Below are 16,320 nucleotides of genomic sequence, written 5' to 3' on the forward strand. Positions count from 1 at the left end.
TAAGGCCCCTGAAGGAACGTTTAAGACTAAGACGTTGATAGGCTGGGTGTGTAAGTGCAGCGATGCATTGAGCTAACCAGTACTAATGATCCGTGAGGCTTAACCTTACAACACCGAAGGTGTTTTTAGAGAGATTTTCAGCGAAGTTCCGAGATTGGTTCTGATGGCTTCATGGAAGTGAGGCGGTTGGAATGAAACAGAATTTGCCTGGCGGCAATAGCGCGGTGGTCCCACCTGACCCCATGCCGAACTCAGAAGTGAAACGCCGTAGCGCCGATGGTAGTGTGGGGTCTCCCCATGCGAGAGTAGGACACTGCCAGGCATCAAATAAACGTTATCAGTGTGACGACTGATAATGCGCAAATCGCAAAGCGCGAATTTGCCGGCATCGAGAGATGCAACGTAAAAGAATCGGTGGAGCGGTAGTTCAGTTGGTTAGAATACCTGCCTGTCACGCAGGGGGTCGCGGGTTCGAGCCCCGTCCGTTCCGCCACTTAATTGATAAGCCCTGAGTCTCTGACTCAGGGCTTTTTCATATCTATATTTTGCGATTTTCAGGCCGGAATTGTCCTTCCTTACCGCCTTACTCCCCATATTGTTGCCTTTAGATCAAAAGTCTTATGCCGAACCAGGCGTTTTTGATCAATAAAAAAGTTGCCATAATCTTCCTCATACCACATCTACCCATTAATGAGAGAAAACATTATGAGCATCCCTGCATTTGGTTTAGGTACTTTCCGCCTTCAGGATCAGGTTGTTATCGATTCTGTCAGCACTGCACTTGAGCTGGGCTATCGCACTATTGATACTGCACAGATCTATGAAAACGAAGCGGCTGTTGGCCAGGCTATCGCTGCCAGCGGCGTGAAACGTGAAGACCTGTTCATCACCACCAAGATTTGGATCGCGAACCTGGCGAAAGGCGCGCTGATCCCAAGCCTGCAAGAAAGCCTGAAAAAACTGCAAACGTCCTACGTTGATCTGACGCTGATCCACTGGCCGTCACCCAACGACGAAGTGCCGGTTGCCGAATTTATGGCTGAGCTGCTGGAAGCGAAAAAGCTGGGGCTGACCCGCCAAATCGGCGTATCTAACTTCACCATCGACTTGATGCAGCAAGCGATTGACGCGATTGGCGCCGATGAAATCGCCACCAACCAAATCGAGCTGTCACCGTTCTTGCAGAACCGCAAAGTGGTAGAATTTGCGCAGCAGCACGGCATCGCCATCACCTCTTACATGACGTTGGCCTACGGCAAAGCGCTGCAGGACGAAACGATCAAAAGCATTGCTGCTCGTCACAATGCGACCCCAGCACAGGTTGTCCTGGCTTGGGCATTGAAGCTGGGTTATGCGGTTATTCCTTCTTCGACCAAGCGTGAAAACCTGGCGAGCAACCTGTTGGCGCAGCAACTGACGCTGACCGACGAAGATATGGCGCAGATTGCCGCACTGGAGTGCAACGGCCGTCTGGTTAGCCCAGAAGGTCTGGCGCCAAACTGGGATTAATCATTCCTCGCAGTAGTCAGCATAAGGCGTCCATCGGGGCGCCTTTTTTATCGTTTCAGGTATTCACTCACAAAATCAATAAAGCTGCGCAGACGGTTGCTGACGGCGCTGTCGCTGTAATAAACCGCGTTGATCGGCATGGCGACCGGCAGTGTCGCTTCCACCAGAATCGGGACCAAATCTCCACGTTTGATATCTTCGTCGCTCATAAAGTCCGACAGGCAGGCGATACCGTTGCCATGCAGACAGAGATGGCGCTGGGTTTCTCCGCTATTGGTCGTCAAGCCTGGGGTGATTTCCAACTGGCTGCCATCTGAGCAAGCCAGTGGCCAGCGGTTCAAGCTGGGAAGGTCGTTGAAGCCGATGCAGCAGTGATGTTCAAGATCTTCTACCGTTAGCGGCGTGCCGTGTTGAGCCAGATAGGCGGGAGAGGCGAGCACATGCCGGTAGCTGGTCATCAGTTTGCGCGCTTTCAGTGTGGAATCGGTCAGTTCGCCTACGCGGATTGCGATATCCACTTTTCGCTCGATCAAGTTGATAAAGTTTTCCGAAGACACCAACGATAACGACATTTCAGGATAACGTTCGCGGAACTCCGCCACTAAAGGCGTCAGCATGTGCAGCACCACCGGCGTTGCCGCGTCGACGCGCAGCAGACCTTGCGGACGCTGGCGGCTTTCCATCAGCGCATTTTCCGCCGCGGCCATGTCGTTCAGTACCTTCTGCACCTGGCGAAAGTAATTCTCTCCTTCCTGAGTCAGGCTGATTTGGCGCGTGGTGCGGTTAAGCAACGTCACGCCCAGTTTGCTTTCCAGTTTTTTTACCGTTCGGCTGACTACGGAGTTCGCTTGTTCCAGGCGTTCGGCCGCCCGGCTGAAACTGCCGCTTTCCACTACGGTGACAAAGGTGATCAGCTCGTCTGAGTTTGCTTTCATTTTTGCTCCGATAGCAAAGTTAATTTGAAATTTTGAGCATTTTTATCATTTAAGCATAGGCAGATAATAGCCGTCATCAACTTGAATGCTATTTCGGAGTAAAAAATGCCACTCGCATTACTTGCCTTAACCATCAGCGCTTTTGCTATCGGCACGACCGAGTTCGTGATTGTTGGGTTGATCCCGACTATCGCGGAGCAGATTGGGGTGACCGTACCGTCCGCTGGATTGCTGGTGACTATCTATGCCCTCGGCGTGGCCATTGGCGCGCCGGTGCTGACGGCCCTGACCAGCCGTATACCGCGCAAGCTGCTGCTGGTTGGCCTGATGGTGCTGTTCACTCTCGGTAACCTGCTGGCCTGGCAATCACCCAGCTATGAATCGCTGGTGATTGCCCGGTTGTTGACCGGCCTGGCGCACGGCGTGTTCTTCTCTATCGGCTCCACTATCGCGACGAGCCTGGTGGCGAAAGAGAAGGCGGCTTCCGCCATCGCCATCATGTTTGGCGGCCTGACGGTGGCGCTGGTGACCGGCGTACCGTTAGGGACGTTCATCGGCCAGCAGTTTGGCTGGCGTGAAACCTTCCTGGCCGTTTCTCTGATTGGCGCGGTCGCTACGGTGGCCAGCATTATTCTGGTGCCGAACAATATCAAGAACCAGGGCAGCGCCGGCGTGCGGGAACAGATGAAAGTACTGACCCATCCTCGTCTGCTGCTGATTTACGCAATTACCGCATTGGGATACGGCGGGGTCTTCACGACCTTTACCTTCCTTGCGCCAATGATGCAGGAACTGGCGGGCTTCTCTGCTCCGACCGTGAGCTGGATACTGTTGGCTTATGGTGTCGCGGTGGCGGTGGGTAACATCTGGGGGGGCAAGCTGGCCGATCGCCATGGGGCGGTGCGTGCGTTGAGCTTTATCTTTGCCGCGCTGGCTGTTTTGTTACTGGTGTTTCAGTTTACCGCCAGCCACAGTATTGCCGCTTTGCTGACGGTGATTGCGATGGGCGTGTTCGCTTTCGGTAACGTGCCGGGGCTGCAGGTCTATGTGGTGCAGAAAGCCGCGCAATACACGCCAAATGCGGTGGATGTGGCGTCCGGTCTCAATATCGCGGCGTTCAACATCGGTATTGCGCTCGGTTCGGTGATTGGCGGTCAGACCGTCGCCTCACTGGGGCTGGCGCAGACCCCCTGGATTGGCGCGCTGATCGTGGTAGTTGCACTGTTGCTGGTTAGCCTCAGCGGCCGCCTGGATAAAAAGTCTCAGCTGCAAACGGCTTGATGCACAAAATCATTGTTGTCTGGCCCGCATTTTGCGGGCCTTTTCGCATTTTTCACCTATTACTCCCTGTCTTTACACAGCTATACCGTCAGAAGATTGAAATCGCTGCAGGTGGCCCCTATAACTGAAAAGGTGATGCCCGCAAAAGCCATGCCCTCTATGCGGGGTAGGCGTATAATCAATTCATCGTTGGCGAGTGTTCATCGCCAGTTTTCATGTTAATGGGTAATAGGCGAATCGCGTGCCGAAACGAACTTATGCAATGAGGTATGTTGCAGGTCAGCCAGTTGAGCGAATCTTTCCTGGCGCCGTTAACCAGCCGTTGCCGCCAGGGGCGGCGCTGCCGACGACCGGCGCCTTGCGCGTTATGGTGTGGAATATTTTCAAACAGCAGCGAGCCGACTGGCTTTCGGTGCTGAAAAACCATGGCAAAGACGCGCAGCTGGTGTTGTTGCAAGAGGCGCAAACCACGCCGGAACTGGTGAGCTACGCTACTGCCAACTACCTGGCGGCCGATCAGGTACCGGCCTTTGTGCTGCCGCAGCATCCTTCCGGCGTGATGACGCTGGCGGCCGCTCATCCTGTTTACTGCTGCCCGCTGCGCGAGCGAGAGCCCCTGCTGCGGCTTTCTAAGTCGGCCCTGATCACCGTTTATCCGCTGTACAACGGTGAACTGTTGATGGTGGTGAACATCCATGCGGTGAACTTTAGCCTGGGCGTCGACGTCTACAGCAAGCAGTTGGGGCCGATAGGCGAACAGATCGCCAGTCACCGGGGGCCGGTGATTATGGCGGGGGATTTCAACGCCTGGAGCCGCAAGCGCATCAATGCGCTGTATGACTTCGCCGGCGAAATGGCGCTGCGCGAAGTGAGCTTCACCGACGATCACCGCCGCAAGGCTTTTGGCCGTCCGCTGGACTTCGTGTTTTACCGCAATCTTGGGGTCATAGAGGCGTCGGTGCTGGTGACCAGCGCGTCGGATCACAATCCGTTGTTGGTGGAGTTTCATCCGGAGAAAGACTCGCCGGTATGGTGAACCGCAGGTAATAAAAAAGCACCCCGAGGGGTAATGCTGGTCACTTAAGGGTGGCCAGCAACTTTTTTATCGGGGTATTTCCTGCTTCTGGCTCTGAGCTCTCTCGGATAACTTCGCTCTCTGCGACCGGGTAACACCAGCCATTTTGCCTGTTCATACAACGTTCTGAGTTCTCCAGGCATCTTGCCCGGAGAGCACCAGGGTAATGTGATTAACAGCCGCGTGATTTCGCTTAGCGCACCACTAAAGCTCAGTTGGTAAGGCAGGTAATCTCCTTTCAGATGGCTCGCCATGTTGACCATCTGATACCTCACCAGGTTGTATGTCAGTAGGATACCCCACAGTTCTTGTCTCACCAGTTCCGGTAACCGACTTCTCAGCGTCCAGCGACTGTCCAGCATCCCTTGTTTCACTTCCCGGTAACCCAACTCTATTTCCCATCGGTTTCTATATAACTCACTGATATCGTTGCCAGGGTAGAGGAAGGGATCCACCAGCGATGTCAACACCTGGCGCTCTCTCCCATCCACTCTCCGGGTCAGCAGCCTTGCAGTCAGCGTTGTCGGAAGTTCCGGCCACTGTTTTCGTGCCTGCGGACTGGTTTTCAGCATCACCAGCTCATCACCACGCCCCAGGCGATGGAGGACCTCATACTGGGTGTTCTTTTTCAGCGGCAGCAGCCAGTGCCGAGCCTTACCGGTCTGCTGCCAGTGGTGAAGCAGCCCCAGAGAGTAGAACCCTTTGTCGAACAGGGTGATACTGTTGTCCGGCGCTTTGTCTGCCAACCGGGCTGCCAGGACCATTTCATTGACCTGTTCACTGTCAAAGGCGCCGGCATTGATAAGATGGCTGCTCAGCTCCATCAGACACACCATTCGCACCTGCGGATAGTTCGCTTCGCCGTTTTGGTTACGGGTTCTGCTGAAAGCCGCATTGTTCTCCGGTGTATCTGCCGTTCGCCAGACCACGCCATCCACCGCGAAGAGGTTCAGCCCATGCCAGCGTGGGTGTGCAGCCTGCTGATTCCAGTGCCGCTGGGTAATATCAAACAGTTCACGCACGGCCTCTTCCCCAACGTTTTACGGCGCTGGATAACCGAACTGCGGGCAGTGAACGGGCATCCGTTTCGGTCCACGATATCCATCAAGCCAACGATCTCAGTTATTGGACGGTTGCAGAAAACCGCCATGCCAACAACGAGCCAAATCATCGATTCAAGAGGGAGTTTTCGCTTACGCAGAGTGACTGTGTCGGTAAGCGTCAGAGCTTGCTGGATAAATTCAGCGGGGATAAGGTCGGAAAGAGAGCGAGCACGCTCGGGTGTGGTGAAATTAATAATGCCAAGAGCCTGGGAAAGTTCCATTTTAAAGGGTCCATGACGATGCCATGGACCCTTTTTACAGCAACTGCCGGATCGGTCAATTGATCCTTAAACGATCGGCATTACCCCGAGGGGTGCTTTTTTTGTGCCGAACATTTAAGTATCCGGCGTCATCTTGTTGCCGACAAACAGGGTCAGCTTCAGACCTGGCTGTAGGTTGCCTTTGGCGAGCGTTGAATTCCAACGCATCACGTCGTTAATATCGACGCCGTGACGACGTGCGATACTGGCGAGCGAATCACCTTTACGAACCTGGTAGGTGATACTGCTGTTACTGCCAGTATTGCTGGCCACTTGCAGGGTTTGCCCAACTTTTATGGCGCTCTTGGCGCGTAAGTTGTTCCAACTCTGCAAATCGCTGGTCTTAACGTTCAGCCGCTTGGCAATGCCCGATAAGGTGTCGCCGGAGCGCACTTTATACGAACTGCCACCGGACAAACCGCTGTTCTTCGCCAACTGCGTCGTTGGTTGAGTCACGGCGATCTGGCCATCGGCCAGCGAGTCTTTCAGTTGATCGGCATGCCCTTTGGGAACCATGATGTAATGGGGCCCGTTGGGTGCCGTAACGCCTTTTTTGTAGCCTGGGTTATACGCTTTCATCTTGGTGACTGAAAGCCCTGCCATCTCAGCCGCCTGAGTTAGCTGGATCTGCTGCCCGACATCGATACGAGCCAGCGCACGGGTTTCATCCGTTTTCGGGAGTTTCACGCCGTATTTCTTGCTGTTCTTGATGATGTCGCTCAGTGCCAGCATTTTCGGGACATAGATTGACGTTTCACGCGGAAGCGACAATGCCCAGAAATTGGTTGGCTTACCCTGGCGTTTGTTTGCCTTCACCGCTTGCATCACGCGGCCTTCACCACTGTTATAGGCGGCTACGGTCAGTAACCAGTCGCCGTTAAACATGCGGTTCAAGCGCTGCATCATGTTAAGCGCAGCGGTTGTCGAGGCGACGACATCGCGTCGACCGTCATACCACTGATTGTTTTTCAAACCATAATTGCGACCCGTTTGCGGCACGATTTGCCATAGCCCTGCGGCGTTGGCACTTGACGTGGCGTGTGGGTCAAAAGCGCTCTCCACTATGGGTAGCAGTACCAGTTCCATCGGCATATTACGTTTCTTAATCTGCCCGACTATCCAGTACATGTACGGCTCTGCCCGTAATGTTACATCGTGGAGATAGCTCTTACTTTTTAAGTACTTTCTTTTCTGATCACGGATCCGGGAATTTTCCGGAACCTCCATCTTCAGCTCGTCGCTAATGAAGTTCCACAGGTCCTGTTGCGCGGCGGGACTGTTGTTATCCAACCACCGCGCCGAGCTCGCTCGGCCATTTGCTGTGTACTCTCCTGCTTCACCATCTTGACCAGCCGAAGACAAACTCTGTGCATGCTGTTCTGGCGCCGGTGCGTCCTGCCTGGACGACTGGCAACCCACTAGCAAGACTGAGGCGAGAAATATCGCTTTAGCCTTCATGTGTGTGTCAATGTAGTTGCTTAAAAGACGAGCAATAATACTTTGCTTCGCCAAATAACACAACTAAAAGCTTAGAAGTTATCTTTCCGCAGGCGTAATTCGGAAAAAACTGAATGAAGGCTTTCCGGTGGTGAATTAAAGCCTAATTTCTTTTGTAAATCAGCGTCATGGCAACGTAAAAACAGGTTAATTTTGCGCTCTAATTGCAACGTGGTCGGCACACTGGCTTGGCCTTTTGCCCTTAACGCTTCAACATGTTGTTGATATGTTTCAATCTCTCGATCTTCCGGCAAAATAGCCCGCGCAAACTTAAGATTAGAAAGAGTATATTCATGCGCGCAGCAAATTAAGGTGTTATCGGGAAGTTGCGCGAGTTGTTGAAATGAGTCGTACATTTGTTTGGCGGTGCCTTCAAACAGCCTGCCGCAGCCGGCGGAGAAAATGGTGTCGCCGCAGAACAGATAAGGGGCACTATAGAATGCCACATGGCCCAACGTATGGCCGGGAACGGCGATAGTCCTGTATTGGCGGCCATCGATGTCAAAGGTGTCGCCGTCGCGGACGATGTGGTTGGCGCCTTTGTCCGCGGTTTCTTGCGGCCCATAGACGACCAGCCCGGGATACTTCGCTACGATTTGCGCCACGCCGCCGACGTGATCGTGATGATGGTGGGTCAGCAGGATCGCCGCCGGCGCCAGCTGCAGGCGCTGCAACGCTTCGAGTACCGGCTGCGCTTCACCCGGATCGACGATAATGCAGCGCCCCTGTCGGTCATCCAATAACCAAATGTAATTGTCCTGGAAGGCGGGAATGCTGATAAGATTCATGGTGTACCTCTCGTTGGCAACGGCTTGAAAGAAGATAATAAATCATGAAACCAGCCCATACTCTACAAAAGCTCACCGGCCCGCAGTCCTGGGCTGAGCTGCCGTGGGGGGAGTACTATCGTGAAGCGCTCGAGCGGCAGTTGCAACCCTGGTGGCCCAAGCTGTTCGGTTTCCATCTGCTGAAGATGGGCATGCTCAGCGCCGAGCTGGCCACGGACAAATGTGCGATTTCCCATCAGGTCAACGTAGGGCTGGAGGGGGACGGGCTGCAGGTGATCGCCGATGCCTATCAACTGCCGTTCGCCGCCAAGTCGGTGGATGCCTGCCTGTTGGCGCATACGCTGTCCTATGCGGACGATCCGCACCGCATGCTGCGTGAGGTGGACAGGATATTGATCGACGACGGCTGGTTGGTTATCAGCAGCTTCAATCCGTTCAGCCTGCTGGGATTGGGCAAGCTGGTGCCCGGGTTGCGTCATCGCCAGCCCTATGTCAGCCGCATGTTTACCCAGATGCGGCTGTTGGATTGGCTCAGCCTGCTGAATTATGAGGTGCTGCATCAGTCGCGTTTTCACGTGCTGCCGTGGCACCGCAAGGGCGGCAAGTTTTTATGTACCCATTTGCCAGCGCTGGGCTGCATGAGCGTGATTGTGGCGCGCAAACGCACCTTGCCGCTAACGCCTACGCCGATGAAACTGGGGGCGAGAAAGCCGTCTCTTAGCCGCGCGGTGGGCGCGACCAAGAGCTATCGCAAGCTGCCTTAGGCTTCCGGTTGGTAACCGACGTCTTCCTGCGTCGGCTTACCGGCCGCTTCGCGCGCCAGCACGTCACAACGTTCGTTCTCCGGGTGGCCGGCGTGGCCTTTGACCCATTCCCATTTCACCTCGTGGCGCTGAATGGCCAGATCCAACCGCTGCCACAGATCGACATTCTTGACCGGCTTTTTGTCGGCGGTTTTCCAGCCGCGCTTCTTCCAGTTATGGATCCAACTGGTGATGCCCTGGCGCACATACTGGCTGTCGGTGCTGAGCGTCACGGCGCAGGGCACGGTCAGCGCTTCCAGCGCCACGATCGCCGCCATCATTTCCATGCGGTTATTGGTGGTCAGACGAAAACCCTCGCTGAAGGTTTTTTCCGTTTGCTTATAGCGTAATATCGCGCCGTAGCCACCGGGGCCGGGGTTGCCAAGGCAGGAGCCGTCGGTGAAAATTTCTACCTGTTTGAGCATCTCTGGTAGACTCTTCCTATCAGTTTTATAAAAGCCAAGTCTGACATAAACGAGCGCTGTGAGCACTGCAATATGATCTCTACAACCACCAGACAGATTGTCCTCGATACCGAAACCACCGGTATGAACAAGCTTGGGGTGCACTACGAAGGGCACCGCATCATTGAAATCGGTGCGGTGGAGGTGATTAACCGCCGCCTGACCGGGCGCAACTTCCACGTTTACATCAAGCCGGATCGGCTGGTGGATCCGGAAGCGTACGGCGTACACGGCATCAGCGACGACTTCCTGGCCGACAAGCCGACCTTCGATCAGGTTGCCGACGAATTCCTCGACTTTATCCGCGGCGGCGAGCTGGTGATCCATAACGCGGCGTTCGACATCGGCTTTATGGATCACGAATTCCGCATGTTGCAGCAGGGCATCCCGAAGACCGAGACCTTCTGCACCATCACCGACAGCCTGCTGATGGCGCGCCGCCTGTTCCCGGGCAAGCGCAACAACCTCGATGCCTTGTGCAGCCGTTATGAGATAGACAACAGCAAGCGTACGCTGCACGGCGCATTGCTCGATGCCGAGATCCTGGCGGAAGTCTATCTGGCGATGACCGGCGGTCAGACCTCGATAGCGTTCCAAATGGAAGGCGATACCCAGCAAAACGACGCCACGCAAGAAATTCAGCGCATCGTCCGCCCGGCGACGGCGATGAAAGTGGTCTACGCCAGCGACGAAGAAGTGAAGGCGCACGAGGCGCGTCTGGATCTGGTGGCGAAAAAGGGCGGCAGCTGCCTGTGGCGCGGTGCGCCGGCCGAGTAACGGCATTTTTGCACGAAAAAAACGCACCGGATGAACCTTCGTTGAAAAACTGTGCAAACGGTTCATTTGGTGAGAAAAAGGCGTTGACGGAACCGAGAGGCGTCCGTAATATGCGCCTCGTTCCCCCGCAAGAGGGAATGGCGCGGAGCGGTAGTTCAGTTGGTTAGAATACCTGCCTGTCACGCAGGGGGTCGCGGGTTCGAGCCCCGTCCGTTCCGCCACTATTCAGAAGCCCTGAGTTAGCGATAACTCAGGGCTTCGTCGTTTCTGCTCTCGGCAAAACGGTACGGCCCAATGAACGGGGCCGGCAGACCGGCCCCTGATTCCTCAGAACAACACCGAGTAGTTCAAACCGAAGGTGCGTCCGCGGCCCTTATAGCTGTACAGCTCAGGCGAGCCGTAGGTCGGGCTGTACAGGATCGGCGCGCGTTGGCCCCAAACGGTGGTGTATTCCTTGTCCAGCAGGTTTTCCACGCTGAAGCTGATTTTCCCTACCGGCAGGGTATAGCTGCCGAGAAAATCGAGGGTGTTGTAGCCATCGATTTTGCGGCCTTGGGTGGAGTTGGCCTTGGTGTAATCGCCGTCGTCCGACACATCGAAGGTTTGCTGCGACTGTAAGCGCAGATTCCAGTCGCCCGGCGCCCAGCCGACGTAAGCGGTGACTTTCGATGGGCTGGCGGTATCGACCACCAGCTTCTTCCATTCGCCGTTGACCTTGGTTTCGGAACGGATAACGTTGAAGTTGGTGCCGGCGCTCCAGTCGCTGTCTTCAAAGAAGTAGTCCACCGCGCCTTCCAGCCCATAGATGCGCCGCTTGTCCGCATTGACGTTAATGGTCATGTCGGTTTTGTTGATAGCGATGCTCTTGTCGGACAGCGAGTAGTAGGCGGCGATTTGCGTGCGCAGGTTATCGCCGGTATAGCGCCAGCCCAGCTCGTAGGCATTGACCTTGATGCCTTCCAGCTTGGAATCGCCGACGTTGACGCTCTTCAACAACTGGTAATGGCCGCCGTTCAACGCGTAGGTGCCGTTACCGTAATATTTGCCCGGATCCGGGATCTCGAAGCCCTGAGAGAAGTTGAACCAGGTTTGCTGGCGCTCGGTCAGATGTGCCAACAGGCCGGCGTTGAACAGCGCGTTGTTGTAGTCGGTTTTCCCGCCCGGTATAGCGTCGGCGGATGTCGCGGCGCCGGTGGCGATCGCCTGCTGCTGGTTATAACCGACGAAGTCGTCGATCTTGTTTTCGGTGTACTGGTAACGCACGCCGCCGCTCAGGGTGAAAATGGGATTAATGTCGTAACTGGCCTGCAGGAACGACGCCAGGTTGCTGGTGGTATAGCTCGGGTAGCGGCCGGTGCTGTAAGCGTTCTCCAGCATCATGCCGCCGGACTGCTGAGCCTTCGCCAGGTTAAAGAACTGCTGATTGGCGTTGAAGCTTTCATGCTCGGCGTCAATGCCGTAAGTCAGCGTCAGTGCGTCGACAGGTTTGCTGTTTAACGTCAGCTTGCCGCCGTAGAAATCGGTTTTTTGCTGTGAAGCACCAATGCTGTTGACGTAATAGTTCGGCGCTTTGCCCGCCAGCGTCGGGAACGGGTAGAAGGTCAACGTTTCGTCGCGGTAGTAGACCTGCGCCACCAAATCCTGGCCGAGGAAATCAGTGTTGGAATACTGCAGGTTGATCAGGTGGCGTTCGGTACCGGGGATGCGGTCGGAATTTAAGTTACCGCTGTTATATGCCTTGGCGTTGCCCGTCACCGCCGCAAAGTTCTCTCCCAGGAACAGGCCGTGATCGCCGTCGGATTGGCTTTTGTAGTATTGGGTGGTCAGCTGCAGCTGTTGATGATCGTCGATGTTGAGGGTGCCGGTGCCCATGACGTCGAGGCGATCGGAATACTGCAGGCCGGTTTGGGTATTGTCGATCAGTACCTCATTGCCTTTGCCGTCATACCAGCCGCCATAGCGCTGGTAAGAAACGGACAGGCGCCCAGAGGCGTTGTCGTTGCCGCCGCTGACCGCCGCCGCCACGTTCTCGTCGTGATCGTTATGGCCGCCAAAGCCGGTTTTACCGCCGACCTGCAACTCGACCTGCTGTTCCTGTTGCCCTTTTTTGGTGACGATATTGATCAGGCCGCCGGTGCTGCCGCCGCCGTACAGAGAGGTCGCGCCGGAAATCACCTCGATATGATCGATATTGAATGGATCGATCGAATCCAACTGGCGGCTGTCGCTGCGCGATGAATTCAGGCGTACGCCGTCAATCATCACCATCATCGAGCGGCCGCGCATATTCATGCCATAGTTGGTACGGCCCTGACCGCTGACGTCCATGCCGGGGATCAACTGCGCCAACATGTCCTTGATCTCTTTACCGCCCTGAACCTGCTGTTCGATCTCCTGGCTTTCAATAATCCAAGTGGTCTGTGCCATTTCCGCCGTGCTGCGGTGCGAACGGCTGGCGGAGACCACCATCTGCTCTTCGGTGCCGGCTTTCTGATCTTCAGCCCAAGCCGCCGGCGCAAGCATTGCCAGCAGACAAGGATTCAATACCCAAAGGTGTTTGCGTTTCATCGTTATTTCCTGGTGATATTGTTATTGTGTTTTTTTGAGAATGCTTCTTTTATCAATAACGTTTCTTGTTATCAATAAAATCGTGATATGATTTTTTGCGATACATTAACGTAATTAATTAGTTTTATTAACATTTTGCCCGCTGCGCGATCGAGCACCCCACGCCGTCAACACGGCAGCCGATCGGCCATACGCACAAGCGACAGCCGTTGCCGGAGAATCGAGAACATGTCCGCCAGCTACAGAATTTTTGATATCACCTTGAAAAGCAAAACGCTGATTTCATCTTCGCTGGTGCGCTGCGTGTTTGAAGGTGCGGATATTCATCGGATGAAGCTCGAAGCGCCGGACCAGCGCATCAAACTGTTGTTCCCGGCGGCGGACGGCAAGATCCCGCAGTTGGTCAACAGCTCTGACTGGTACGGCGATTACATGGCGATCCCCAAAGAACAGCGTCCGGTGATGCGCACCTATACGTTGCGTGCGCTGCGCCGCGAGCAGAATCAGATGGACGTCGAGTTCGTGTTGCATGGCGTGAACGGCCCGGCTTCCGCCTGGGCGACCCATGCCGAACCCGGAGACACGATTCAAACGGTCGCCCCCAACGCTGACTTCGACGGCGACAGCGGCGGTTACGAATGGGCGCCGCCGGCGCAGTTGCAACAGGCGTTGCTGATCGCCGATGAGACGGCGGTGCCGGCGGCGATGGCGATTCTGGAACAGCTGGCGCAGCAGGCCAATCCGCCGCGGGTGCAGGCGTTTTTTGAGGTGCCGGTGGCGGGGGATTGCCTGGATTTGGCGCATTTCCCGTTCGCCGAGGTCTACTGGCTGCCGCGTGACGTCGGCCGCCAGCTGGCACACGGTACGCTGCTGGTGGAAGCGGTGCGCCAGCGGGTGGATATCCCCGCATCGGCGTGCGCACAGGCGCAGTCACTGGCGGAAAGCAGCCTGAGCGATGAGGTGCTGTGGGAGCGGGCGGCCGGCAGCAACGCTTTTTATGCCTGGGTGGCGGCCGAATCTTCTGCGGTGAAAACGCTGCGGCGTTACCTGATTGGCGAACGCGATCTGGATCGCTCCACCGTCAACTTCATGGCCTATTGGTGCTGAACGAGCCGTCCTTTTCCGGCATCGGCGCGGAGTCTTTATCTCTCTGCCGAAGATCGACGCGCTAATCGCCGGCTGGGAGCGTGTTTAATCAGTCGAGACGCAGAAAGCTGTCGGCATCGCGCCAGGCCGGGAAGGCGCTGCGGTAGCTCTGCAGGGTTTCCAGCGACAGCTCGGCGTCCAGGCGCGTGGCCGCGCCGGGTTCCGCATCCGCCAGGATCTCGCCCTGAGGGCTGATGATTAAGCTGTCTCCGCTGTAGCTCAGTCCGTTAGGATCTTCGCCCACCCGGTTGCAGCCCGCCACATACACCTGATTCTCAATCGCCCGCGCCGTCAGCAGCGTTTGCCAATGGTGGCTGCGCGGCGCCGGCCAGTTGGCGACGTACAGCGCCAGATCGTAATCCTGCTGATAGCGCGCCCAGACCGGGAAACGCAGGTCGTAGCAGATCTGCGGCAGGATGCGCCAGCCGCGCCACTCGAAGATTTCACGCCGGTTGCCGGCCTGGTAATGCAGGTGTTCGCCGGCCATGCGGAACAGGTGGCGTTTATCATAGGCATGCACCTGGCCGCCCGGCTCTACCAGCAGGAAGCGGTTGACCGCGCCTTCGGGCGTTTTCAGCGCCACGCTGCCGCCGATTAACGCGTGGCTTTTCACCGCCCAACCGCGCAGCCAGTCGATCACCTGCTGTTCGGGCAGGGCGCTCTCGCCGGCATCCATGGCAAAACCGGTGGTGAACATTTCCGGCAAAACGATGAGATCGCGCCCGGCGATCGGCGCCAGCAACGCGTCGAAGGCGGCCAGGTTAGCGAGGCCGTCGCGCCAGACCAGAGGTTGCTGCAACAGGGTAATTTTTAAAGTCGACATAACCGCTCCGCAGCTGCATCCAGCGTGGCGTCCTGTTTAGCGAAGCACAGCCGGATCAATTTATGGGGGAAAGGATCGGCACAGAAGACCGACAGCGGAATGGCCGCCACGCCCACGTACTCGGTTAACCAATGGCAGAACGCCACATCGTCCAGATCGGAGATGGCGCTGTAGTCCGCCAGCAAGAAGTATGTACCCGCGCAGGATAAAATTTCCAGTCGGCTGCGCGCCAGCGCCTGCACAAAGCGATCGCGCTTGGCGCGATAGAACGCCGCCAACTGCCGCCAGTGCTCCGGCTCGGCACGCAGGCTATCCGCTAGCGCCAGCTGCGCCGGGGTGTTGACCGAAAAGGTCAGGTATTGATGCACCTTGCGCACCTCGGCGCTCAGCGCGGCGGGCGCCACGCAGTAACCCACTTTCCAGCCGGTCATGTGGAAGGTTTTACCGAAGGAGGACACCGCGATCGCCCGTTGGCGCAGCTGCGGGTGGGCCAACACGCTGGCGTGGCCGCCTTTGGCGAAGCAGATGTGTTCGTAGACTTCGTCGCTGAGCACGTAGATTTCGCGTTCTGCAATGGCGTGCCACAGCTGCTGCATATCTTCCGCCTGCCAGGCGGTGGCGGACGGGTTGTGCGGCGTGTTGACGATCACCAGGCGGGTGCGCGGCGACAGCGCGGCGGCGAACCGTTGCCAATCCACGGCAAACGCGGGCGGCTGCAGGGCGAGGCGTTTGAGTACGCCGCCGGCCAGCGTCACCGCCGGCGCATAGCTATCGTAGCTGGGATCGAAGCAGACCACCTCATCGCCGGGGCGCACCAGCGCGCTGATGGCGGCGAACAGCGCTTCGGTGGCGCCGGCGGTGACGGTCACTTCAGCAGCGGCGTCCGGCTGCCAGCCATACAGCTCGGCGGTTTTGTCGGCGATGGCTTCGCGCAGCGGCGCCACCCCGGTCATCGGCGCATATTGGTTGGCGCCCTGGGCGACGTGCCAGGCCAAGCGTTCTTTCAGGTAGTCCGGCCCGTCGAAATCAGGGAAGCCCTGAGACAGGTTGATCGCCTGATGCTGCTGCGCTAGCGCGCTCATTTGGGTAAAGATGGTGGTGCCCAGGGCAGGCAGTTTACTTTCGGGAATCAATGCGGAAGTGCTCATAGCAGGTGAATACTCCAGGCGCTTATATTGCCGTCAATATAACACGATGCTAGTATTTGGCAATCAAGACGCTTAGATGGCTAAATGCGAAAAAGTGCTTAGCCCGCCACGCGGCAGGCAAAGTTTCATCTGCCGGCCGCCTT

Annotated in this window: 13 protein-coding genes, 2 tRNA genes, 2 rRNA genes and 1 pseudogene; 10 read left to right on the top strand and 8 right to left on the bottom strand. The window is 56.5% G+C overall.

Annotated features, from left to right (window positions below):
• The 4 genes from WA302_RS00005 to dkgB form a co-directional block, all read left to right on the top strand.
• A 23S ribosomal RNA gene (locus WA302_RS00005) occupies positions 1–107 on the top strand; the annotation flags it as partial.
• A 99-nt stretch (positions 108–206) separates the two neighbouring features.
• Positions 207–322: ribosomal RNA gene (gene rrf / locus WA302_RS00010) — 5S ribosomal RNA — on the top strand.
• Positions 323–416: 94 nt separating this feature from the next.
• Positions 417–493: transfer RNA gene (locus WA302_RS00015), tRNA-Asp, on the top strand.
• A 212-nt stretch (positions 494–705) separates the two neighbouring features.
• Positions 706–1,509 carry a 2,5-didehydrogluconate reductase DkgB gene (gene dkgB / locus WA302_RS00020; protein ID WP_016929009.1) on the top strand — a complete coding sequence of 268 codons (804 nt, stop codon included), beginning with the start codon at positions 706–708 and terminating at the stop codon, positions 1,507–1,509.
• 47 nt (positions 1,510–1,556) lie between these two features.
• Here dkgB and yafC read toward each other — a convergent pair whose 3' ends face one another.
• On the bottom strand, positions 1,557–2,444 hold the full coding sequence (gene yafC, locus WA302_RS00025) for a DNA-binding transcriptional regulator YafC (protein WP_025301648.1): 888 nt from the start codon (positions 2,442–2,444) through the stop codon (positions 1,557–1,559).
• Between the two features lie 105 nt (positions 2,445–2,549).
• On the opposite strand from yafC, the gene WA302_RS00030 reads away from it, so the two are divergent.
• Both WA302_RS00030 and WA302_RS00035 read left to right on the top strand, forming a co-directional pair.
• The gene (locus WA302_RS00030) at positions 2,550–3,725 is read left to right on the top strand and encodes an MFS transporter (protein ID WP_025301649.1); all 1,176 of its coding nucleotides are present in this window, start codon (positions 2,550–2,552) and stop codon (positions 3,723–3,725) included.
• 241 nt (positions 3,726–3,966) lie between these two features.
• Positions 3,967–4,761: an endonuclease/exonuclease/phosphatase family protein gene (locus tag WA302_RS00035; protein WP_072070311.1), complete on the top strand. Its 795-nt coding sequence runs from the start codon at positions 3,967–3,969 to the stop codon at positions 4,759–4,761.
• 44 nt (positions 4,762–4,805) lie between these two features.
• Here WA302_RS00035 and WA302_RS00040 read toward each other — a convergent pair.
• From WA302_RS00040 to gloB, 3 genes and pseudogenes are all read right to left on the bottom strand, one after another.
• Positions 4,806–6,124: pseudogene (locus WA302_RS00040) on the bottom strand (IS4 family transposase).
• A 114-nt stretch (positions 6,125–6,238) separates the two neighbouring features.
• Positions 6,239–7,621, bottom strand: coding sequence for a murein transglycosylase D (gene mltD, locus WA302_RS00045; protein WP_060447684.1), 1,383 nt, complete (start codon positions 7,619–7,621; stop codon positions 6,239–6,241).
• A gap of 71 nt (positions 7,622–7,692) precedes the next feature.
• The gene (gene gloB / locus WA302_RS00050; protein WP_043135494.1) at positions 7,693–8,448 is read right to left on the bottom strand and encodes a hydroxyacylglutathione hydrolase; all 756 of its coding nucleotides are present in this window, start codon (positions 8,446–8,448) and stop codon (positions 7,693–7,695) included.
• A gap of 44 nt (positions 8,449–8,492) precedes the next feature.
• Here gloB and WA302_RS00055 point away from each other — a divergent pair, with 44 nt between their 5' ends.
• Entirely contained in the window at positions 8,493–9,212 is a 720-nt protein-coding gene (locus WA302_RS00055) for a class I SAM-dependent methyltransferase (protein WP_025301652.1), read from the top strand.
• Here the strand turns inward: WA302_RS00055 and rnhA are convergent.
• Positions 9,209–9,676, bottom strand: coding sequence for a ribonuclease HI (gene rnhA / locus WA302_RS00060; protein WP_033649910.1), 468 nt, complete (start codon positions 9,674–9,676; stop codon positions 9,209–9,211). The genes WA302_RS00055 and rnhA overlap by 4 nt on opposite strands.
• Before the next feature lie 72 nt (positions 9,677–9,748).
• Between rnhA and dnaQ the strand changes: the two genes are divergently transcribed.
• Both dnaQ and WA302_RS00070 read left to right on the top strand, forming a co-directional pair.
• Positions 9,749–10,492, top strand: coding sequence for a DNA polymerase III subunit epsilon (dnaQ, locus tag WA302_RS00065; RefSeq protein WP_025301654.1), 744 nt, complete (start codon positions 9,749–9,751; stop codon positions 10,490–10,492).
• Between the two features lie 144 nt (positions 10,493–10,636).
• Positions 10,637–10,713, top strand: a tRNA-Asp gene (locus WA302_RS00070).
• Between the two features lie 106 nt (positions 10,714–10,819).
• Here WA302_RS00070 and WA302_RS00075 read toward each other — a convergent pair.
• Positions 10,820–13,060 (bottom strand): TonB-dependent siderophore receptor, encoded by a 2,241-nt coding sequence (locus WA302_RS00075; protein ID WP_060447683.1) that lies wholly within the window; start codon positions 13,058–13,060, stop codon positions 10,820–10,822.
• A 228-nt stretch (positions 13,061–13,288) separates the two neighbouring features.
• On the opposite strand from WA302_RS00075, the gene WA302_RS00080 reads away from it, so the two are divergent.
• Positions 13,289–14,167, top strand: a complete 879-nt coding sequence (locus tag WA302_RS00080; RefSeq protein WP_336062152.1) for a siderophore-interacting protein — start codon at positions 13,289–13,291, stop codon at positions 14,165–14,167.
• Between the two features lie 88 nt (positions 14,168–14,255).
• Here WA302_RS00080 and WA302_RS00085 read toward each other — a convergent pair whose 3' ends face one another.
• The gene (locus WA302_RS00085) at positions 14,256–15,029 is read right to left on the bottom strand and encodes an amidohydrolase (protein ID WP_049295101.1); all 774 of its coding nucleotides are present in this window, start codon (positions 15,027–15,029) and stop codon (positions 14,256–14,258) included.
• Entirely contained in the window at positions 15,017–16,177 is a 1,161-nt protein-coding gene (locus tag WA302_RS00090; RefSeq protein WP_336062154.1) for a pyridoxal phosphate-dependent aminotransferase, read from the bottom strand. The genes WA302_RS00085 and WA302_RS00090 overlap by 13 nt, the downstream gene beginning before the upstream one ends.
• Positions 16,178–16,320 lie beyond the last annotated feature (143 nt).

Origin of the sequence: Serratia sp. 201 (assembly GCF_037027545.1) — a bacterium.
In the GTDB taxonomy this organism is placed as follows: Bacteria; Pseudomonadota; Gammaproteobacteria; order Enterobacterales; family Enterobacteriaceae; genus Serratia; species Serratia bockelmannii.